Here is a 19,042-nt window from a genome sequence, read left to right on the forward strand (position 1 = left end):
GAAGAGAGGTTTTGTGGATGTCACAGGAATCGAAATCGGTGCTGCATCGGGCCATCGGTGCATCGGCGATCGGCAATGCGGTCGAATGGTTCGACTATGGCGTCTATGCCTATCTGGCGACCTATATCGCCGTGTCGCTGTTTCCCGGAAACGGGGAGGGATCCAGCGTTGTCTACGTTTTGCTCGGATTCGCCGTGTCATTCCTCATCCGGCCGATCGGCGGCATGATCTGGGGGCCGCTCGGTGACCGGATCGGACGCAAGCGCGTCCTCGCGATGACGATCATTCTGATGGCAGGTTCGACGATGGTCGTCGGCCTGATCCCCAGCTACGAGGTCATCGGGATCGCCGCGCCGATCCTGCTCTACCTGCTGCGCATGCTCCAGGGCCTGTCCGCGGGCGGTGAGTACGGTGGCGCCGCGACCTTCATGGCCGAATACGCGCCCGACCGCAAGCGCGGCTTCTATGGCAGTTTCCTGGAAGTCGGCACCCTGGCCGGTTTCACGCTCGGTAATCTGACCGCCCTGCTGCTGGTGAATGTGCTCGACGAATCATCGATGCATTCGTGGGGCTGGCGCATTCCGTTCCTGATCGCCGGGCCGCTGGGTTTGATCGGCATGTATCTGCGCAGCAGAGTCGAGGACACGCCGGTTTTCCGCGAGGTGGAGCGCAACGACGCCACCGAGGAAACCGTCGGCGTCTACCGCGATCTGGTGACGAAATACCTGCGCCCGGTGCTGACCCTGTTCGGTCTGGTGATCGCCTTGAACGTGGTGAATTATTCGCTGCTCAGCTATACCCCGACGTATTTGGGCACCACGCTCGGCATGGCGGAATCCGACGCGCTGCTCGTCCCGCTGATCGGCCAGATCGCCATGCTGTTGACCTTGCCGTTCCTCGGCGCGCTCTCCGACCGGGTGGGCCGCCGGCCGATGTGGCTGTTCTCCTGCGCGGCGCTGATGATCATGGTGATCCCGATCTACAAGTTGATCGGGACCTCACTGACCGGTGCGATCGTCGGCTTCGCCATCCTCGGCCTGCTCTACGCACCCCAGTTGGCCACCATCTCGGCGACCTTCCCCGCCATGTTCCCGACGATCGTGCGCTTCGCCGGCGTCGCGATCGGCTACAACGTGGCCACCTCGCTGTTCGGCGGCACCGCGCCGGTGATCAACCAGACGCTGATCGAGGCGACCGGCGATCAGCTGATTCCCGCCTACTACATGTTCGGCGCCTGTCTGATCGGTTTGATCGCGGCGTACTTCCTGATCGAGACCAAGGGCGTGTCGCTGCGTGGCACCCAGGTACCCGGCACCCCGGAGGCCATCGAGGAGCAGCGTGAACTGGGCGAGTTCACCGAGGCGAGTCAGTCGGTCCCGGTGAAGTGAGTGCCGCGGGATCAGCTCGCCGCGGCGGCCCGGAAGACGGCGAGCGCTTCCTCACCCAGGTGCGGTCCGCTCACCTCGACGGGCACGTTCGACGTGGCGACCAGTTCGGCGCAGGTGAGCGCGAATCGCGGCCCACCGGGCAGGATCGGTCCGAACTCGGCCGCCGCGGCCGCGAAGACGATGCGACCCACCTGGGCCCACACCATCGCCGCCGCGCACATCGGACACGGTTCGCCACTGGCGTAGACGGTCGCGCCGCGCAGCGACTCGGCCCGGCCCGCCGCCGTGGCGGTGGTGATCGCGGCGAGTTCGGCATGGGTCGTCACATCGCCGCTGGTGCTGACCGCGTTCTCGCCCTCGGCGATCACACCGCCGGCGCGGTCGACGGCCACGGCGCCGAACGGCCGGTCTCCGCGTACTGATGCCTGCTCGGCGAGTGCGATCGCGCGGCGCAGATGGGTGAGGTCGATCTCGGTGAGTGCGGTCATGAGCTCAGATCCACTTCCGTTCCGATGCCGTTGGCGCGGGCCTTGTCGATGAGCAGGCGGGCGGCGGCCAGATCCTGCAGGCCGATCCCGACCGAATTGAACAGGGTGATGTCGTGTTCACCGGTGCGGCCGGGCGCGTGGCCGACGATCACCGCACCCAGTTCGGTGCCCACCGCGGTCTCGGTGATCGCGCCCTCGGCGATGGCCAGCAACGTGTCACCGGACTTGGCGAGCGTGGTGCCGATCGAGTCTACGACCACGGTGGCGCGCCGCATGGCCTCGCCGTCGACCTCGCGATGATCGGCCCGCGGCGGGGCGCCGACGGCGTTGACGTGCAGTCCGTGGCCGAACCAGGCACCGTGCACGATCGGTGTGCGCGAAGGGGTCAACGTGCACAGGACGTGCGCCGCTCTGGTGACCGCTTCGGGGGAGTCCAGCGCTCGCACCTCGAGACCGAGATCGGCGATCTCGGCACAGAACGATTCGATCGTGGCGGCCGTACGCGACCAGACGAACACCGTCTCGAGCGCGCGGACCTGCGCGATGGCGCGGGTGTGTTCGACGGCGAGGCCCCCGGCACCGATCAGCCCGAGCACCGAACTCTCTTGCCGGGAAAGGTGTTTCGTTGCAACCGCACTGGCGGCAGCGGTGCGCACGGCAGTGACCATGCGTCCGTCGATGAGTGCCTCGCAGCCACCGTCGGCCGCCGAGGTCACCACGATCACCGACCGCTGCACCGGCAGCCCGCGCGCCCGGTTGCCGGGCAGGTCGGCGAGCAGTTTCACCGCCGCGGCGCCTGCGGACTCGGCGGCGGCGACCATCGGCACGAACGCCGCGTCGCCCAGCGTCAGCGCAGGCGGGGCGGGCACGAGCGCGGTGCCGAGCGCGAGGTCGGCGTGCGCGCGTTCGACGGCGGCGAGCACCTCGCCGCGGTCGAGCACGGTGGCCACATCGGAATGCGACAGGATCAGAGTCAACGTCGGCTCCTCGGGAAAGCAGGGAAAGGTCAGGACGTGCGGGCGAAGGCGACGGTCAGGTCGCGCGGTGAGCGGCTGTTGCCGACCAGGCCGCTCACGGCGACGATCGCGATCAGATAGGGCAGCATCACCAGCAGCGCGAACGGGACGGTCACGCCGAGCGCGGGCAGCGCGAACTGCAGCGCCTGGGCGATGCCGAAGAACACCGACGCCCAGATCACGCCGAGCGCGCGCCAGCGCCCCGCGATCACCGCGACCACGGCCAGATAGCCGATGCCACCGGTCATGTTGTCGCTGAACGAATGCACCTCCGACAGCGCCAGTTGCGCGCCACCGAGACCCGCGGCGAACGCGGCCAGCAGGACGCAGCCGTAGCGGACGGCGCGCACGGACAGGCCGGTGCGGTCGGCGGCGACGGCGTCTTCGCCGACCGCGTCGATCATCAGACCCAGCTTCGTCCGGCGGGCGAACACGAACGCCAGCGCGGCGACGACCGCGATGCACAGGTAGCCGAGGGCGGTCTGTCCGAACAGGGCGCGGCCGATGATCGGAATCTGGTGCAGCAGCGGGATTTCCAGCGGATCGAAGCCGGGCACGCGGTGGCCTTTGCCGTCGGACAGCAGCAGCCGCGCACCGTAGGTGGTGGCGGCGAGGGCCAGCGCGTTGCTGGCGATGCCGACGACGATCTGATCGGCGCGCAGCCCGATGCTCCAGATCGACTGCAGTACACCGAAGATCAGGGCCGCCGCGACGGCGGTGACCGCGCCGAGCACCGGTGACCCGGTGGTGACGGCGCCGAGTACCCCGGCGAACGCACCGGTCAGCATCATCGCCTCGAGGCTCAGGTTGAGCACTCCGGCGCGTTCGCTGACCAGTTCGCCGCTGGCGGCCACGAGGATGGGCAGGGTGAAACCGATCCCGCTGGTGGCGATGTCGGTGACCGTGTCGAGGCTCATCGCGGCGCTCCTGCCAGGTCGGTGGTGTCGGGGGATGCAATCGGGGAAACCGGCTGCGGCGCAGCGGGTTCGGACTTGCGGATGGTTCTGGTCCAGAGCGCGGCGCCCGCGATGAACACGATCATCAGCGACTCCACGACCGAGACGGTCGAGGCGGGTACCCCGGCCGCCAACTGCAGATTGATCCCGCCGGAGACCAGGAATCCGAGCAGCAGCGAGACCGCGACCACCGCGGCCAGCGAGCCGCGCGCCAGCAGGCCGACGACGAGTCCGGAGAAGCCGTACCCAGAGGACAAGCCCTCGGCCAGCACGAACGGCGCCGAGGCCACGAGCAGGCCACCCGCCACGCCGGAGAACGCGCCCGCGCTGGACAGGCTGAGGAAGCGCAGCCGCTGCACGGGCAGACCGAGTCGCGCGGCGGCCTCGGGATTGAGCCCGACCGCGCGCAGCCGGGTACCGAGTGCGGTGCGGCGCACCAGGATCGCGGTGCCGAACGCGGCCAGCAGCGCGATCCAGAGCGCGACGGTGGCGGGGGAGCGCTCGATGCCGAGCAGGGGCAGATGCGCGGCCGGGGTCAGCGGCGCGGACTGCGGCAGGGTCTCCGAAGAGGTCACCGGCTGGCGCAGCAGCGCGGGCTCGTGCACGACGAGCAGCACCAGCGCCAGGCCGACGAAGTTGAGCAGTAGCGTGGTGATGATCTCGCTGGTGCCGCGCCGGACTCGGAGATACGCCGCGATCGCCGCCCACGACCACCCCGCTGCCGCTGCCGCGATCAGCACGGCGGGCACCGTGATCGCGGCGGGCGCGCCGGTGAACGTGGTGCCGACCGCGGTGGCGGCGATGGCGCCCGCGCAGATCTGGCCCTCGCCACCGACATTCACCAGCCCGGCGCGGTGCGCGATGGTGAAGCCGACGGCCACCAGCATCAGCGTGGCCGCCACATTGAGCGAGGCGCCGATGGCGTAGTCGCTGCCGAACATGCCCTCCCACAGGGCCGACATCGCGGCCCCAGGCGCGGCCCCGGCGACGGCGGCCAGGATGAGCCCGATCACACCAGCGGCGAGCATCGCCGCCACCGCGACGACGATCGGGTGGTGGGCCCACTGACGCAGGTCGACCGGTCGCTGACCAGTGCCACGCAAGGTTGCCGTGGCGCGTCGCACGGTCCGCTCCCCGCGGTGGGGGTGTGGGTCGGCCACGGTTGGCTTCGGTTCCCGATGCGGTGTGCTCATGCCGCTACTCCCATCATCAGTTCGCTGATCTGTTGTGCGGCGGTGAGATCAGCGGTCTCGACCGGGCCGGTGAGCGCGCCGCGGTAGGCGACGAACACCCGATCGCACAGGGCCAGCAGTTCGGGTACCTCGCTCGAGACCACCAGCACCCCGCAGCCCTCGGTGGCCGCGCGGCGTAGCTGGGTCAGCACGAAATCGACCGCGCCGATGTCCAATCCGCGCGTGGGTTGCGCGGCGACCAGACAGCGCAGGTTCGTGGCGGACAGTTCCCTGGCGAGCACCACCTTCTGCTGGTTGCCGCCCGACAGTGAGCCCATCCGCACCCACGGGCCGGACGCGCGTACGTCGAACCGGTCGAGTTCGGCCTGGGCGGCGCGACCGATCGCCCGCCGGTCCAGCAGCCCGAAGCGGCGGAACCGGCCGAGCTGACCGAGGAACAGATTCTCGGCGATGGTCATGCCGGCGACCATGCCGTCGCGATGCCGGTCCTCGGGGACGACACCGAGGCCCAATTCGGTGCGGGTGGCGGGGCGCGCGGCGGTGATGTCGGTGCCGTCGAGGGTGACGGTGCCCCCGGTCGCCGAGGCGCTGCCGGCCAGAATCGCGACCAGTTCGCTCTGGCCGTTGCCCTCCACCCCGGCGATGCCGACGATCTCGCCGGGGCGGACCGCCAGGCGCGCCTGGGCGAGCGCGGTGCTGCCGTCGGCGCGCTCGGCGCACAGGCCCTCGACCGACAAGACCGGGGCGGTCGCGTCGAGCGCGGTCGAATGGCGCTGTCTCGCCGCGGCTCTCGGCCCCGCGGTGTCGAGGCCGAGCGTGGCGGCCACGGTCGGATCGAGGTCGGCGGCCGTGCGCCCGACCATCGCGGTGAGCAGTTCGGCGATGCTCGTCTTCGACATCCGCCCGCCGCCCGCGACCGTGCCACGCCGCAGCACGGTCGCGGCATCGGCGACCCTGGCCACCTCGCCGAGCTTGTGCGTCACCAGCACCACCGCGGTGCCGTCGGCGGCGACGGCCCGGCAGGTGTCGATCAACGCGTCGATCTCTGCCGGATCGAGCACTCCCGTCGGTTCGTCCAGCAGGATCAGCGACGGCTCGCGCAGCAGCGCCTTGACGATCTCGACCTTCTGCCGCGCCCCGACCGGCATCGTCGCGACCCGCTGATCGAGGTCGACGCGCAGCCGGTAGCGCTGCGCGATCTCGTCGAGCCGGTCGGTGAGATCCCTGCGGCGCATCCGGAGGCCGTGCTGGGTGAGCAGCAGATTCTCCGCGACGGTCATCGTGGTGACCAGGCTGAAGTGCTGGTGCACCATGGCGACACCGGCGGCCATCGCGGCGGCCGGGGAGTCGGGGTGGAACTCGTTGCCACCCAGCAGCATTCGGCCCGCGTCGGGCCGGTAGCCGCCGAACACCAGATTGCACAGCGTCGACTTGCCTGCGCCGTTCTCGCCGAGCACGCAGTGGACGGTGCCGGATTCGACGGTGACGTCCACGTCGTGCAGGGCTCGCACGTCACCGAAACTCTTCCCCAACCCCTGCAGGGTCAATGCGGGAGTGCTCATGATCGTCAGTACGGCTTCACGGCGCCGGTGGACAGTGCGGTCTTGGCCTTGTCGAGCGCCTCGGCGACCGCGGTGTCGGTGCTGCACAGCACGAAATCGGTGCCGTCGTTGTCCGAGGTCAGCCCGAACTGCACGTTCTCGGCCTTCCAGGTGTCATCCAGGACCGCCTGGACGGCGTATTCGACCTCGGCGCCGATATCGGTGTGCACGTAACCCAGGTAGACGGGGTTGCCGCAATCGCCGGGGATGGGTCCGCCGACGACGTTCGCGTTGGACTGGGTCGCGGCCTGTTCCAGACCGGCCTTGCCCAGGTTCACGATCTGCCCCAGCGCGCCCGCGCCCGCGCCGTAGTTGGCCAGTGCCGCCTGCTTGGCCTTGGCCGGGTCGTTGAAGTCGCCCACGTACTGCGGAGTGAGCACTCTGACATCGGGCTTGGCGAAGCGCGCGCCGTTGCCGAAGGCAGTGGCGGCGTTGACGATCGCCGGCAGCTCCACACCGCCGACGAAGGCCACCGCGCCGGACTTGGAGCCCGCCGCCGACACCGCGCCGCTGAGGAACTCCGCCTCGGCCTGCTGCGGGTCGTAGTAGGCGAGGTTGGCCATCGGCACCGCGTCGGCCGGGCCGCCGATCTCGACGAATTTCACGTCGGGGAACTGCGGGGCCACCTTGCGCAGGTCGGCGTCGGTCTGGCCGCCCAGGGAGATCACCAGGTCGTTGGTGGAGGCGAACCGGACCAGTGCCTGCTGGTAGTCGGCCGCGGCGACCTGCTCGACCTTGCTGAGCTCCACCTTGTCCCCGAGGGTCTCGGCGATGCGCTGGTAGCCGAGGTACCCCGACTGCATGAAGCCGGTGTCCGACAGCGAACCGGGGAAGAACACGCCGACCGCGAGCTTGTCGCCCGAAGCGGCGGTGTCGGCGGATCCGCACGCCGACAGCAGAGCAGCGGCGGTCAGGGCGGCCGAGCCGAAGGCGATCGCGCGCCGAGTGGACTTGTGCACGGGGTACTCCTTGATCGAACGAACCGCTCACTTAGCGGTATACCGTTAAGTGAGAGCCTGGTGCCCGGAGATGACGAGCGGATTACCGAAACGTAAGAAACGGTCGCCTCCCGCGAGCGGGCTACCGTGGGAAGCGTGCGGGAGCGGAAGGATGCTGTGGTGGCTGAGGAACCGGTGAAGAAGTCGCTGCGGGATCAGGCGTACGAGGAACTGCGCGATCGGATCATCGACCTACGATTGAGTCCTGGTCAGCGACTGGTGGAACGGGACCTGGCCACCGAGCTGGCCATCTCGCGGATCCCGCTGCGCGAGGCGCTGCAGATGCTCGAACGCGAGGGCCTGGTGGTGATCGTGCCGCGCCAGGGCGCCATTGTCGCGCCGTTCACCGTCGCCGATGTGCGTGATCTGTTCGACGTGCGCGAGAGCCTGGAAGTGCTCGCCGCCCGCCTGGCCGCCGAGCGCGCCGAGCCCGCCGACCTCGCGGCGCTGCGTGCCCAGCTCTCCGCCGCGCGCCAGGCCACCGCTCGCGGTGACCAGGCCGCCATCGCCGCCGCCAATGCCGGATTCCACGCCGTCATCGTGGAAGTCTCCGGCAACCCACTGCTGCAATCGTTGCTGCGCCCCTTGGAATCGCGCGTCCGCTGGCTGTTTCACCTCACCAAGGAACGCGACCCCGGCACCCAGTGCGACGAACACGAGGACCTCTACGCCGCCATCGCCGCCAATGACCCCGACGCCGCAGCCGAAATCGCCTACCGCCATGTGGCTTCCGGCCGCGAACCCAGCTTGGCCCTGTCGGCCCAGTGGTCCATGCCCGACTTCGACCCGGTCACCGCGACTCGCACCCGCCAGCGCGGGTCCGCACGGGAGAAGACGGCCTGAGTGAGTCGGCATCGTTGAACTGGGCTGTTGATCACGAGGCGTTGGTGGCGGCAGCTTCTCGTTCGGGTTCGAGGGGTGGATGCACCAGTCCGGCGCGGTCCCCTGGCGATGGGGGCGCGGGCCGGCTTGCGAGCGTGACGCGGGTCAGCGACATCAGGTGCGACGGTCCTCGGATGATGTCGCGGCGGCGTGCAGCGCTGTGCGGGCTGCGGTGATGGCGGGGTGGAAGGCCGCGCCGTTGCGGTAGGCGAGGTGGGTGCGACGGCGGGTCGACAGTGGGGTGAGCGCGATGTCGGTGGGTGGGGCATAGAGGGCCAGGGCGGGCACTATGGCGGTGCCCGCGCCCGCGGCGACCAGGGCGAGGACGGTGTCGAAGTCGTCGGCGTGGTGGCGGACGTGGGGCGTGAATCCTGTTGCCTGGCAAGCGCGAATGGTCATGGTGTGGCAGAGCGTGCCGGGGGTGCCCGCGATCCAGGGTGATGCACGGTGGGCGCGGAGGGGATCGGCGCCGGGGCTGGGTTCTCGGGTCGCCAGGTAGACGGTTTCGGTGTGCAGGGGCTCGGTCTGCAGGGACGGGTCCTGGTCGGCGGGGACGAGGTCGTAGTCGTGGGTGAGGGCGATGTCGATGGTGCCCGCGCGCAGGGCGTCGGGGACGTCGGCGGGATCGATTTCGGTGACCGTCAGTTCCAGGCGTGGGTGGTCGGTGCTGAGCGTGACCAGGGCGGGGGACAGCAGGGTGCGTGCGGCGGTGGGGAATGCGCCGATGCGCAGGGCGCTGATGAGTTCGGTTCGGGTGCAAGACAATTCGGCGTCGGCGTGCTCCAGGGCGGCGAGAATCGTCTCGGTGTGGCCGACCAGCAGGTGGGCGGCGGGGGTGAGTTCGACGCGGCGGCCGGTGCGTTCGAGGAGCGGGACGCCCGCTTCGCGTTCGAGCGCGCTGAGCTGTTGCGAGACCGCCGATGGCGTGTAACTGAGGGCCTCGGCGACCGCGGCGATGGTGCCGCGATGGGCCAGTTCGCGGAGCAGGCGCAGTTTGCGGACATCCAGCATCAGTTCAGCTTACGGTTGACAATGTAAATGTGAACTGGACCTGATGCATTCGGGGACCGACCATGGACCCATGACCTCGCTGCACGGACTCTTCGTCCCGTTGATCACCCCATTCACCAGTGACGGCGCCGTCGCTGGCGATGCGCTGGAGCGGCACGCGCACACCGTCCTCGACGCGGGCGCGACCGGGCTCGTCGCGCTCGGAACCACCGCCGAGGCCTCCGCCCTGACCGTCGTCGAACGAGCCAGGGTCCTCGACATCTGCGTGCGGGTGTGCGCCGACCGGGACGCACCGCTGATCGTGGGCGCGGGCGGCAACGCGACCGCGGAGTCGGTCGACGCGATCACCGCACTGCCACCCGGCGTCGCGGCGGTGCTCGCGGTGGTGCCGTATTACGTCCGGCCCACCGAGGATGGCGTCATCGCGCACTTCACGCGGGTCGCGGCGGCCAGTCCGGTGCCGGTGCTCGTCTACGACGTGCCCTACCGGACCGCCCGGACATTGAGCGGCGAGACCCTGGTCCGGCTGGCCGACATCCCGAACATCGCCGGCTTCAAGCACGCCGTCGGCGGCGTTACCGCGGCCACCGTCCAACTCTTCGCCGAAGCCGGTTCGCGCACCACGATTCTGGGCGGCGACGACCGCTTCGCCTCGGCTCAGCTCGCCCTCGGCGCCCACGGCGCGATCCTCGCCGCGGCCAATGTCGCCCCCGCCGCCTACGCAGACCTCGTCACCTCCTGGCTCGCCGGTGACGTCCTCCGGGGCCGAGCGCTCGGCAACCGCCTCGACGCGCTCAGCACCGCCCTGTTCGCCGAACCGAACCCGGCGGTGATCAAGAGCGTGCTCGCCGCTCGCGGTGAGATTCCCGATCCGGGAGTCCGATTGCCGCTGCTCGCCGCCACGGCCGACGCGACCGAGCAGGCACTGCGAAGGTATCGGGTCGTGATGAGCGTCGTGGAGCCGGTGGGGTAGTCCCGCCTCTGCGAGTCGTGTTCGCCGCCGAAGGTGCCCGACTGCCCCGGAAGGACACCGTCGCACAGTCGGGCGAAACCTCAGCCGTAGAGCTTGACGAACGCCTCGAGTGAGCGCTCGATGTCGCCGCGCAACGCCTTCGCCACCGCCGAGCCGATCGGGCCGAACAGTGGTGCGCCACCGAGATCGATGTCGACGCTCACCTTCGACCCGGTGCCCTTGGGCTCGACCAGCATCCCGAGACCGAACTTGGTGCCGCCGATGCCCGAGCCGGTGAGCGCGAGCCGACGCGGGGGTTCGGCCGTGCGCACGGTCCAGGTGACCTTGTTGCGGAAGCCTTTGACCCGGGCGATGCCTACGAGCACCGTGCCGGGGATCAGGTCCTCGGGCAGGGTGCCGCGCCAGGCCTCGTGGATGGTCAGCCAGTCGCCGAGTCGCGGGAGGTCGGCGGCGTGGGCCCACGCCTGATCCGGCGGGACGGGGACATCGACGGAGAGCTTCAGTTTCGCCACGCCGGGATGGTATCCGGTACCCGAGGTTCCGCGTCGGGCGGCTCGAGGCATAGCGAATAAGAATAGATCAATCGTCCGGGAGCGGGGGCGGCTTCGGTGGGAATTCTGATGGCGGACACGATGATCCACTTCGGAGTCGATCATGATGCTGCTAGTGTGTGCGGGTCGCTGGAAGCGGAGCATGTGGATCGGATATTCGGACCCATCCCGCGGTCGAAGGCGAATGCCTCCCGGGCAGGCCGGGCAGGGCCCACCGGCCAGGGCGTCGCGTGGTCACGACGACGAAAGATCTGATGAACTCAGGAATCGCGGTGCTGTTACTCGCCATCGGAGCACCGCTGTTACTGCTCGCGATGGCCGTTGCCGTGCTGGCGATGCGTAACGAGCGCCAGCAACGACTGCGCGCCGACGCCGCGATCCGTGAACGCCTCGCCGCCGAAGACGCCCTGCTCCAGCTGGCACGAACCACCTTACCCGCGATCACCGAAGCCGTGCGCCGCCACGAGATCCCGACCGTCGCTGTCGACGTGCCCGCGGAACTCGGCGATTCGCAGTTCGGCCAGGCGCTGCAGTGGATCGCGACCGGGCACGCCGAGGACCTGCGCACCGTCACCGAGGACACCAGGGCGATGGTCGAACGCTACAGCGAGCAGCGCCGCACCAGTGAGGTCCAGGCCGCCCAGGAGCAGGCGCGGGCCGAGGTGGCGGCGTCCTCGCGCGCGGCGACCAGTGCCGCGGTGCGCTCGTTCGGCACCTCGGTGGTCAGCCTCGGCACCGACCTGGGCCAGGTGGTCAGTGCCGCGCTGCGCGAGCATCGCGACGACGCGATCTACGAGACCCTCACCCGCATCGACCACACCGTGCAGCAGATGATCCGGCAGGCGCAGTCCTATGTGATCGTCTCCGGTGGCCTGCCCGGCCGTCGCTGGCCACAGCAGTCGCTCACCGATGTCGCGGGCGGTGCCACCGGGCGGGTGCGCGAATTCCTGCGCGTGCGTTCGGGACAGTGCGAACGGATCGTGATCAGCCGTGCGGTCGAGCCGCTGGTGCACACTCTCGCCACCCTGCTCGACAACGCGCTGCGCTACTCGCCGCCGTCGTCGTTCGTCGAGGTCGGCTTCCAGGAGGGCCACCACGGCGTCACCGTCATCATCGATGACGCCGGCATGCGTATGAGTCCCGAACAACTCGAGGACGCGCGGCTGGTGCTCAGCGGTGAACGTCCGGTCGACATCCACGATCTCGGCCCCGCGCCGAAGGTCGGCTTCCCCGGCATCGCTGCACTGGCGAGTCGCTACGGGTTCTCCGTCCACGTCGATGGACCGAACATCTTCGGCGGCATGCGGGCCATGGTCTATGTGCCGTCGGCGCTGCTGGTCAGCGGTGCCGCGCCGCGGTTGCCCGAGCCCGAACTCGCCGCTCCCGCACATATTCCGGTCGCGGTGCCTACTCTGGTCGAAGCCGAAGCGCCCAGCGCCGCGGTCCACGAGATCACCAGTGGCGGGCTGCCCAAGCGCCGCCGAAGGCCGGTTGCCCCGGATTCGGCGGGGGTGGCCACCGAATCGGGGCAGGCTCGCCCCGACCTCGCCGCTGCCTGGCACAGCGGTTCCCGCAGCGGTCGCGCCGCTGCGGCCGAGCGAACCACGGAAGGAACAGCCGATGAGCACACCGGTGGCCGATAGCACGAACCGACTGGCGTGGCTGCTCGAGGATCTGGAGATCCCCGGCGTCCGCTTCGCGGTGCTGCTGTCCGATGATGGACTGCGGATCGCCCATTCCCGTGGCGTGACCAAAGACGATGCCGAACGGTTCGCCGCGGCCGCGTCGGGCCTGCGTTCACTCGGCAAGGCGCTCGGCGAGTTCTGTGGCGGCTCCTCGAACTCGGTGCGCCAGAGCATGACCGAGTACGACGACGGCATGATCATGATCACCGCCGCCGGCGCCGGCGCGCTGCTCGGTGTCGCGACGACGGTCGACGTCGATGTCGCGCTGGTGGCGCACCGGATGAACGAACTGGCCTCGCGCGTCGGGCACGAAATCGGTGCCGCGCCACGGCACGGTGGCAGGTAATGAGCCGGGGCAGGCGTGATCCCGACCTGGTCAGGTCATATGTGCGCACGGGCGGGCGAGTCAGAGCGGCCCATGAACTCGACCTGGTGACCCTGGTCCGTGCCGTGGCCGATGGCCGGCCCGACCACCGTCCCGACGAGCGCCGCCTGCTGGCGCTCACCAGCCGCCGCGGCGCGCTGTCGATCGCGGAGTTGTCGGCCTATCTCGATCTACCCGCTTCCGTCGTGAAGATCATCGTGTCCGATCTGCTCGACAGCGGCCATCTGCAGTGCCCGACACCGGCTGAGGTGAAGCCGGAACTCGCGTTGATCAAGGAGGTGCTCCATGGTCTCCGTGCCATCGCGGGCTGAGGTCGAATACGTCGCGGAGACCGTGACCCGGTCGGTGAAGATCCTGGTCGCGGGGAACTTCGGCGTCGGCAAGACGACATTCGTGTGCGGGGTCTCCGAGATCCGGCCCCTGCGAACCGAGGAGACGATCACCGAGGCCAGCATCGGCGTCGACGACATGGCGGGGCTCGGCAGCAAGGTACAGACCACCGTCGCCCTCGATTTCGGCCGGCTCACGCTCAATCCGCAGCTGGCGCTGTACCTGTTCGGTACGCCCGGTCAGGAACGGTTCGCCCCGCTGTGGGAGGAGCTGGCTCGCGGTGCGCTGGGCGCGCTGGTGCTCGTCGACACCCGGCGCATCGAGAAGGCCGACGACGTGCTCTCGGCGCTCGAACAGCGTGGGGTGCCCTACGCGGTGGCGGTCAACGAGTTCGAAGGATTCCGGCGCTATCCGCTCGAGGAGGTGCGGGAGGCGCTCGACCTGGCCCCGGACACCCCGGTGGTCGCGGTGGACGCGCGACGGCGCGATCACGGGTTGCGCGCCTTGATCACCCTGGCGGAGTATCTGTTCCGCAGGCAGGAAGCAGCAGTGTGACCATGCTCGACCCCTTGGTCGAGGACCGGGTGCCGATGTACGCGCCCGAGTTCGCGGCCGATCCGCAAGCGGCCTACCGGGAGATGCGGCGCCGCTTCGGTTCCCTGGTGCCCGTCGAATTGTCGCCGGGTATCCGGGCGACGCTGGTCATCGGCTACCACACTGCGGTCCGCATTCTCAACGATCCCGACCACTTCCCGGCCGATCCGCGGATGTGGCAGCGCGACATTCCGCCGGACTGCCCGGTCCTGCCGATGCTGCAGTTCCGTCCCGCCGCGCTGCGCACCACCGGCGCCGAGCACGCCAGGTACCGGCAGGCGAACGTGGCCGGGATCGCCGGAGTCGACCTGTACGCCATGCACAGCACGGTCGAACAGTTCGCGATCCCCCTGATCAACAGCTTCTGCGCGAACGGATCAGCGGATCTGTTGAGCCAGTACGCCTTTCCGCTGGTTTTCCAGGCGCTGAACTCGATGCTCGGCTGCACGCCGGAGATCGGGGCGAAAGTGGCGACCGGGATGGCGCAGATCTTCGAGGGTGACGAGGCAGAGGCGGGCAACAACCTGCTCGCCACGGCGCTGGCCGACCTGGTCGCGCTGCGCCAGAGCGAGCCCGGCGACGATGTCGCCACCCGCCTGCTGCACCATCCGGCGGCCCTGACCGACGAGGAGATGGTGCACCAGTTGCTGGTGCTCTACGGGGCGGGCATCGAGCCGATGCTGAACCTGGTGGTCAACACGCTGCGGCTGATGCTCACCGACGACCGCTTCGGTGGCAGCGTCCTCGGTGGCAGCCTGTCCACCCGCGACGCGCTCGACGAGGTGCTGTTCACCGATCCGCCACTGGCCAACTTCTGCATGACCTATCCGCGCCAGCCCATCCTGGTCGACCAGACCTGGCTGCCCGCGCACGAGCCGGTCGTGATCAGCATGTCCGCGTGCAACAACGATCCGGCCATCGCCGGACGCGATGTCGTCGACAATCGCGCGCACCTGGCCTGGAGCGCGGGCCCGCACGGCTGCCCCGCCAAATCGGTGGCCTACCTGATCGTCCAGGACTCGATCGACCAGCTCCTCGACGCACTCCCCGAAATCACCCTGGCCGTTCCCGCCGAGAACCTCGTCTGGCGGCCGGGCCCCTTCCATCGCTCCCTGGCCGCCCTCCCGGTCGAATTCCCGAAAACCCCGCCCCTGCCCATGCCCTGAGCAGGTCATCGGCTCCGGAGCACGGGACCGACGAATCGTTCGACCAGGCGTCGTTCGGCGGTGGCGTCGGGCAGCGGCCAGGTGAGCAGCGAGAGCACGACCCGCACGATCCAGCTCGCGGCCGCGTCGTCGGGAGCGATACTGGTCAGGGTGGTCGCGATGCGGCCGAGTTCGGGTGCGTTGGCGAGGAAATCGTCGGTGTCGGCGGACCGGTGCCGGATCAGCCACTGCCGCAGCACCGGGTCGGCGCGGAGGGCAGCGACGGCAGCCAGGATCGCTTCGACCGGTCGTCGGCTCGGCGGCACCGGATCGATGGCCGCCTCGACCCTGGCGACGACGTTGCCCGCGGCTCTGACCATGACGGCCCGCACGATCCGTGGTTTTCCACCGACGTAGCGGTACAGCGTCGCGCGTGAGCAGCCTGCCGCGGCCGCGATGTCCTCGGTTTTGACCGAGTCGATGCCGCGGTCGAGGAACAGGGCGAGGGCGGCGCGTTCGATCCGGTCGATCGCCAGGGCGCGCCGGTCACCGCCCGCGAGCCAGTCCGCCTGTCCGGTCATCGGCGACTCCCAGGGTGGTGTCTCGGGTTGAGACGTTCTCCGTGATCTGTCTAGTCGAATCGGTGCCGCAAGATCGTTGTTTCGGTGAATTCGGGTGTCGTCATCCGGATCGGTCGGTTGTCGCACGGTGAGACGGTCGTTGCCGGGTGCTCGGGACCGAGGCATGGTCAGTGCTCGACAGCCGACCGCAGAAGGTGACCATGGACCTCGATACGCTGGATCTGTTCGACGCGACGGTGCTCGACGATCCGACCCCGCTGTACCGGACGCTGCGAGATACGGCGCCGGTGTACCGCGTGCCGGGGACCGACTTCTTCCTCGTTTCCTCCTGGAAGGCGGTCACCGAGGCGACCCGTCGCCCGGCGGAGTTCTCCTCGCATCTGACGGGCGTACTCGTCGCCCGGGCGGGCGCGGCACCGGTGACCTTCGACCTCGACGCGACCGGTCAGGGACTGCATGTGCTCGCCACCGCCGACGCCGAGGTGCACAGCGTGCATCGTGGCATCGTCGGCCCGGCACTGGCCAAACGGGTTCGCGGCCTCGGGCCGGTGGTGACCGCGCTGGCGGAGCGGTTCTGGTCCGGGGAACTCGACGGTGACCGCATCGATTGGGCCACCGGGATGGCCGACCGACTGCCGCTGGCGCTGCTCGCCGAACTCCTCGGGCTGCCCGGCGAGGACGTGTCGCGATTGCTCACCCTGGCCTACGACTCCACCGAAATGCTGGGCGGCGTCGTCGCCGAGGACCGGATGCCGGCGCTGATCGCCTCGGCGACCGAATTGGCCCACTACGCCTACCTGGCCGTGACCGGCGCGAAGCGACGGATCGGCTCGCCGCGGACACTGCTCGATGCGCTGGTCGCGGCCGTGCGAGCAGGCACGATCGACGAGCCGCAGGCGGTGCTGATCCTGGTGCAGCTGATCGGTGCGGGCGGCGAGTCGACGGCGGGCCTGATCGCGTCGGCGGCCCGGCTGCTCGCGACCGGCCCGGCTTTGCAGTCACGGCTGCGTGAGCGCCCCGACCTGATTCCCGCGTTCTTGGACGAAGCGTTGCGCCTGGAGTCGCCGTTTCGTGGCCATCACCGCCACGTCCTGGCCGACACTCGACTCGATGGCGTCGACCTGCCCGCGGGCAGTCACCTGCTGTTGCTGTGGGGCGCGGCGAATCGGGATCCGGTGGCCTACCCCGATCCTGACGTCGTCGCCTTCGATCGTCCGCGTGGCCGCGCCCACGCGGCCTTCGGCGCGGGAGCCCACTTCTGTATCGGCTCGGCATTGGCCCGCCTGGAGGCGACAGCCGCGATCACGCTGCTGCTCGAGCGCACCGAATCGTTCACCCTCATCGACGCGGAGCCGCCGCGCTGGGTGCCGAGCCTTTTCGTGCGCCGACACGTGACGCTGCCCTTGCGCATCATCTGCCGCTGACCGTCAGGCACGGACTGCCGACTTGCGCGGGGTGCGGGCCTGGGCGCACGAATTCCGGAGAGTCGCGCAATGTTCGCCAGCGCTTGCCGCGGGGTGTGAGCCAATAGTTGACAAGAGTGCTTGTTGTGAACATGGCTACCTATCGTGAGAATCTGGCAAATCCTGGGACAGGGCGGAGCAGGTGGATTAGCTGGCTATTTGCCAGATAGGGATACCGGTTGGTTCGGTCGAGATTGTTCGCCGAATTCGCACACGAAGGAATCTGCCGATGAATACCGGCCGGTAGCGCGATTTTCCGATTCGAGATCGCTTGACGGGCGATCTTCCTCGTTTTACTGTCCCTGGCACAGTTCGATATCGAAGTGTCCGGTGTTATCGCTCGAAATGGTTTCCCGGATGGCACGCCGGCCCCTGCCGTCCTCCGTGTGCGTTTCCTAGGAGTAATGATAGTGCGAAGTCGAATGCTGTCCATCGTCGGTGCAATGGTGTTGGCGCCCCTTGTCACTGCGCTCGTTCCGGCCACGAAGGCCGAGGCCCACGGCTGGGTCACCGGACCGGCGAGCAGGCAGGAGCAATGCGCCAAGGGGATCGTGCCGTGTGGACCGATACGGTATGAGCCGCAAAGTGTCGAGGGGCCCAAAGGCTTGACCAATTGCAGCGCGAACAGATATCTCGAACTCGATGATGACAGTCTGGGCTGGGTGCCACAGAAAGTTTCCGGGAGTACCACATTCACCTGGCAGAAGACCGCCAATCATCGCACCTTGAATTGGGAGTATTTCATCGGCGGAACGCGGATCGCAGTTTTCGACGGGCGTAATGAACAACCGCCCATGCAGGTGAGCCATACGATCGACCTGTCGAAGTACTCCGGTCGCCAGAAATTGCGCGCGGTCTGGAACATCGGTGACACCGCGGCGGCGTTCTACAGCTGCGTCGACCTCGAGATCACCGGCGGGGGCGGCGGTACGCCGCCGACCACCACGTCGCCGACCAGCACGCCGAAGCCGACCACCACCACGCCGAAGCCGACCACCCCACCCACGACCCCGCCCGAGACGACCACGAAACCGCCCGTCACCACGACGAAACCACCGGCCACCACGACCACTCCCGGCGGTGGCCACGAACACCCGACCACCCCACCCACTTCCTGGCAGCAGGGCGCCGCCTACGCCGTCGGCGACAAGGTCACCTACCGGGGTGTCACCTACAGCTGCCGCCAGGCGCACACCGTTCACGACCCGAATTGGACACCACCGAATACACCCGCCCTCTGGTCGCGGGTGTGAGCGACGGGGTCGGCGAGAACAGGAAACGTTTCGTGTGTTCTCCCCCCATCGATCCGACGATGGGGCGAGGATTGACACCGACTCGCCGACCTCGCGTTCGGTCGGCCCCGCAGCACAAGGGACGTGAGATATGAGTGACAGGAAATTCGCCCTCGCCGTCGCGGCCACCGGAACCGCCCTGCTGGCCATGACGATCGGCGCGCCCACGGCATCGGCCGGCGTCTCGCAATTGAGCGTGCTCCCCGGACTCAGCTTCGGCTTGTCGACCGACTATGGCACGGGGTGCACCCATCAGTTGCTGGCCCGCCTCAGCGTCGGCATCGATCCTGTTTCCTTCTACGACAACGGATCGCTGCTGGCGGTGGTCACCCCCACCGACGGCATCGCCACCTTCGAATGGGTGCCGTCGAGCACCGGAGCGCACTCGCTCGCAGCCATTCAGAACGGTGTCGGCCGCGGAATCGATGTGAGCGTCGGCCGTGGCTACCGGTTCGGGGAATCCTGCGTGATCACCGGCGGTTGACCCGCCGACGAGGGTGGCCCGGTCCG

General features: G+C 68.9%; 20 protein-coding genes. 11 read left to right on the forward strand and 9 right to left on the reverse strand.

Annotation, left to right across the window (positions count from 1 at the left end):
* The first annotated feature begins 17 nt into the window (after nt 1-17).
* Nucleotides 18-1,388: an MFS transporter gene (locus BOX37_RS15110; protein WP_071928209.1), complete on the forward strand. Its 1,371-nt coding sequence runs from the start codon at nt 18-20 to the stop codon at nt 1,386-1,388.
* Between the two features lie 11 nt (nt 1,389-1,399).
* Here the strand turns inward: BOX37_RS15110 and BOX37_RS15115 are convergent, their stop codons facing one another.
* From BOX37_RS15115 to BOX37_RS15140, 6 genes are all read right to left on the reverse strand, one after another.
* Nucleotides 1,400-1,876, reverse strand: coding sequence for a nucleoside deaminase (locus BOX37_RS15115; protein WP_071928210.1), 477 nt, complete (start codon nt 1,874-1,876; stop codon nt 1,400-1,402).
* Nucleotides 1,873-2,853 (reverse strand): ornithine cyclodeaminase family protein, encoded by a 981-nt coding sequence (locus tag BOX37_RS15120; protein WP_071928211.1) that lies wholly within the window; start codon nt 2,851-2,853, stop codon nt 1,873-1,875. Before BOX37_RS15120 ends, BOX37_RS15115 begins: the two co-directional genes overlap by 4 nt.
* Before the next feature lie 29 nt (nt 2,854-2,882).
* The gene (locus BOX37_RS15125) at nt 2,883-3,809 is read right to left on the reverse strand and encodes an ABC transporter permease (RefSeq protein ID WP_071928212.1); all 927 of its coding nucleotides are present in this window, start codon (nt 3,807-3,809) and stop codon (nt 2,883-2,885) included.
* Nucleotides 3,806-4,876 carry an ABC transporter permease gene (locus tag BOX37_RS15130; protein WP_071931522.1) on the reverse strand — a complete coding sequence of 357 codons (1,071 nt, stop codon included), beginning with the start codon at nt 4,874-4,876 and terminating at the stop codon, nt 3,806-3,808. Before BOX37_RS15130 ends, BOX37_RS15125 begins: the two co-directional genes overlap by 4 nt.
* A gap of 161 nt (nt 4,877-5,037) precedes the next feature.
* Nucleotides 5,038-6,603, reverse strand: coding sequence for an ABC transporter ATP-binding protein (locus BOX37_RS15135; RefSeq protein WP_071928213.1), 1,566 nt, complete (start codon nt 6,601-6,603; stop codon nt 5,038-5,040).
* A gap of 5 nt (nt 6,604-6,608) precedes the next feature.
* A complete protein-coding gene (locus BOX37_RS15140) occupies nt 6,609-7,601 on the reverse strand; it encodes a BMP family protein (RefSeq protein WP_071928214.1) in 993 nt (330 codons plus the stop codon).
* A 159-nt stretch (nt 7,602-7,760) separates the two neighbouring features.
* On the opposite strand from BOX37_RS15140, the gene BOX37_RS15145 reads away from it, so the two are divergent.
* Nucleotides 7,761-8,483 (forward strand): GntR family transcriptional regulator, encoded by a 723-nt coding sequence (locus tag BOX37_RS15145; RefSeq protein ID WP_240505354.1) that lies wholly within the window; start codon nt 7,761-7,763, stop codon nt 8,481-8,483.
* Nucleotides 8,484-8,636: 153 nt separating this feature from the next.
* Here BOX37_RS15145 and BOX37_RS15150 read toward each other — a convergent pair whose 3' ends face one another.
* Nucleotides 8,637-9,533: a LysR family transcriptional regulator gene (locus BOX37_RS15150; RefSeq protein ID WP_071928216.1), complete on the reverse strand. Its 897-nt coding sequence runs from the start codon at nt 9,531-9,533 to the stop codon at nt 8,637-8,639.
* Nucleotides 9,534-9,603: 70 nt separating this feature from the next.
* Between BOX37_RS15150 and dapA the strand changes: the two genes are divergently transcribed.
* A complete protein-coding gene (dapA, locus tag BOX37_RS15155) occupies nt 9,604-10,506 on the forward strand; it encodes a 4-hydroxy-tetrahydrodipicolinate synthase (protein WP_071928217.1) in 903 nt (300 codons plus the stop codon).
* Between the two features lie 80 nt (nt 10,507-10,586).
* On the opposite strand, the gene BOX37_RS15160 is transcribed toward dapA, so the two are convergent.
* A complete protein-coding gene (locus BOX37_RS15160; RefSeq protein ID WP_071928218.1) occupies nt 10,587-11,018 on the reverse strand; it encodes a type II toxin-antitoxin system Rv0910 family toxin in 432 nt (143 codons plus the stop codon).
* Between the two features lie 293 nt (nt 11,019-11,311).
* Here BOX37_RS15160 and BOX37_RS15165 point away from each other — a divergent pair, with 293 nt between their 5' ends.
* From BOX37_RS15165 to BOX37_RS15185, 5 genes are read left to right on the forward strand one after another with little or no spacing between them, the layout of a single operon-like run.
* A complete protein-coding gene (locus BOX37_RS15165; protein WP_071931523.1) occupies nt 11,312-12,700 on the forward strand; it encodes an ATP-binding protein in 1,389 nt (462 codons plus the stop codon).
* Nucleotides 12,678-13,088, forward strand: a complete 411-nt coding sequence (locus BOX37_RS15170) for a roadblock/LC7 domain-containing protein (protein WP_071928219.1) — start codon at nt 12,678-12,680, stop codon at nt 13,086-13,088. Before BOX37_RS15165 ends, BOX37_RS15170 begins: the two co-directional genes overlap by 23 nt.
* Complete coding sequence (locus BOX37_RS15175; protein WP_071928220.1) at nt 13,088-13,438, forward strand: DUF742 domain-containing protein; 351 nt, start codon at nt 13,088-13,090, stop codon at nt 13,436-13,438. The genes BOX37_RS15170 and BOX37_RS15175 overlap by 1 nt, the downstream gene beginning before the upstream one ends.
* Nucleotides 13,413-14,012, forward strand: a complete 600-nt coding sequence (locus BOX37_RS15180; protein WP_071928221.1) for a GTP-binding protein — start codon at nt 13,413-13,415, stop codon at nt 14,010-14,012. The genes BOX37_RS15175 and BOX37_RS15180 overlap by 26 nt, the downstream gene beginning before the upstream one ends.
* A gap of 2 nt (nt 14,013-14,014) precedes the next feature.
* Nucleotides 14,015-15,217, forward strand: a complete 1,203-nt coding sequence (locus BOX37_RS15185) for a cytochrome P450 family protein (protein ID WP_071928222.1) — start codon at nt 14,015-14,017, stop codon at nt 15,215-15,217.
* 5 nt (nt 15,218-15,222) lie between these two features.
* Here BOX37_RS15185 and BOX37_RS15190 read toward each other — a convergent pair whose 3' ends face one another.
* On the reverse strand, nt 15,223-15,777 hold the full coding sequence (locus BOX37_RS15190) for a TetR/AcrR family transcriptional regulator (protein ID WP_071928223.1): 555 nt from the start codon (nt 15,775-15,777) through the stop codon (nt 15,223-15,225).
* Nucleotides 15,778-15,977: 200 nt separating this feature from the next.
* On the opposite strand from BOX37_RS15190, the gene BOX37_RS15195 reads away from it, so the two are divergent.
* The 3 genes from BOX37_RS15195 (at nt 15,978) to BOX37_RS15205 (ending at nt 19,016) form a co-directional block, all read left to right on the forward strand.
* Nucleotides 15,978-17,201 carry a cytochrome P450 gene (locus BOX37_RS15195; RefSeq protein ID WP_071931524.1) on the forward strand — a complete coding sequence of 408 codons (1,224 nt, stop codon included), beginning with the start codon at nt 15,978-15,980 and terminating at the stop codon, nt 17,199-17,201.
* A 482-nt stretch (nt 17,202-17,683) separates the two neighbouring features.
* Complete coding sequence (locus BOX37_RS15200) at nt 17,684-18,493, forward strand: carbohydrate-binding protein (protein ID WP_240505415.1); 810 nt, start codon at nt 17,684-17,686, stop codon at nt 18,491-18,493.
* A 130-nt stretch (nt 18,494-18,623) separates the two neighbouring features.
* Nucleotides 18,624-19,016, forward strand: coding sequence for a hypothetical protein (locus BOX37_RS15205; protein WP_071928225.1), 393 nt, complete (start codon nt 18,624-18,626; stop codon nt 19,014-19,016).
* Nucleotides 19,017-19,042 lie beyond the last annotated feature (26 nt).

The organism is Nocardia mangyaensis (assembly GCF_001886715.1).
GTDB classification, from domain to species: Bacteria; Actinomycetota; Actinomycetes; order Mycobacteriales; family Mycobacteriaceae; genus Nocardia; species Nocardia mangyaensis.

Excerpts from the sequence above, each read along its gene's own strand:
- BOX37_RS15110 (WP_071928209.1), top strand. The coding sequence starts at position 18 with ATGTCACAGGAATCGAAATCGGTGCTGCATCGGGCCATCGGTGCATCG.
- BOX37_RS15115 (WP_071928210.1), bottom strand. The coding sequence starts at position 1,876 with ATGACCGCACTCACCGAGATCGACCTCACCCATCTGCGCCGCGCGATC.
- BOX37_RS15125 (WP_071928212.1), bottom strand. The coding sequence starts at position 3,809 with ATGAGCCTCGACACGGTCACCGACATCGCCACCAGCGGGATCGGTTTC.
- BOX37_RS15130 (WP_071931522.1), bottom strand. The coding sequence starts at position 4,876 with ATGCTCGCCGCTGGTGTGATCGGGCTCATCCTGGCCGCCGTCGCCGGG.
- BOX37_RS15135 (WP_071928213.1), bottom strand. The coding sequence starts at position 6,603 with ATGAGCACTCCCGCATTGACCCTGCAGGGGTTGGGGAAGAGTTTCGGT.
- BOX37_RS15150 (WP_071928216.1), bottom strand. The coding sequence starts at position 9,533 with ATGCTGGATGTCCGCAAACTGCGCCTGCTCCGCGAACTGGCCCATCGC.
- dapA (WP_071928217.1), top strand. The coding sequence starts at position 9,604 with ATGACCTCGCTGCACGGACTCTTCGTCCCGTTGATCACCCCATTCACC.
- BOX37_RS15165 (WP_071931523.1), top strand. The coding sequence starts at position 11,312 with ATGAACTCAGGAATCGCGGTGCTGTTACTCGCCATCGGAGCACCGCTG.
- BOX37_RS15170 (WP_071928219.1), top strand. The coding sequence starts at position 12,678 with ATGAGCACACCGGTGGCCGATAGCACGAACCGACTGGCGTGGCTGCTC.
- BOX37_RS15175 (WP_071928220.1), top strand. The coding sequence starts at position 13,088 with ATGAGCCGGGGCAGGCGTGATCCCGACCTGGTCAGGTCATATGTGCGC.
- BOX37_RS15180 (WP_071928221.1), top strand. The coding sequence starts at position 13,413 with ATGGTCTCCGTGCCATCGCGGGCTGAGGTCGAATACGTCGCGGAGACC.
- BOX37_RS15185 (WP_071928222.1), top strand. The coding sequence starts at position 14,015 with ATGCTCGACCCCTTGGTCGAGGACCGGGTGCCGATGTACGCGCCCGAG.
- BOX37_RS15190 (WP_071928223.1), bottom strand. The coding sequence starts at position 15,777 with ATGACCGGACAGGCGGACTGGCTCGCGGGCGGTGACCGGCGCGCCCTG.
- BOX37_RS15195 (WP_071931524.1), top strand. The coding sequence starts at position 15,978 with ATGGACCTCGATACGCTGGATCTGTTCGACGCGACGGTGCTCGACGAT.
- BOX37_RS15200 (WP_240505415.1), top strand. The coding sequence starts at position 17,684 with ATGGTGTTGGCGCCCCTTGTCACTGCGCTCGTTCCGGCCACGAAGGCC.
- BOX37_RS15205 (WP_071928225.1), top strand. The coding sequence starts at position 18,624 with ATGAGTGACAGGAAATTCGCCCTCGCCGTCGCGGCCACCGGAACCGCC.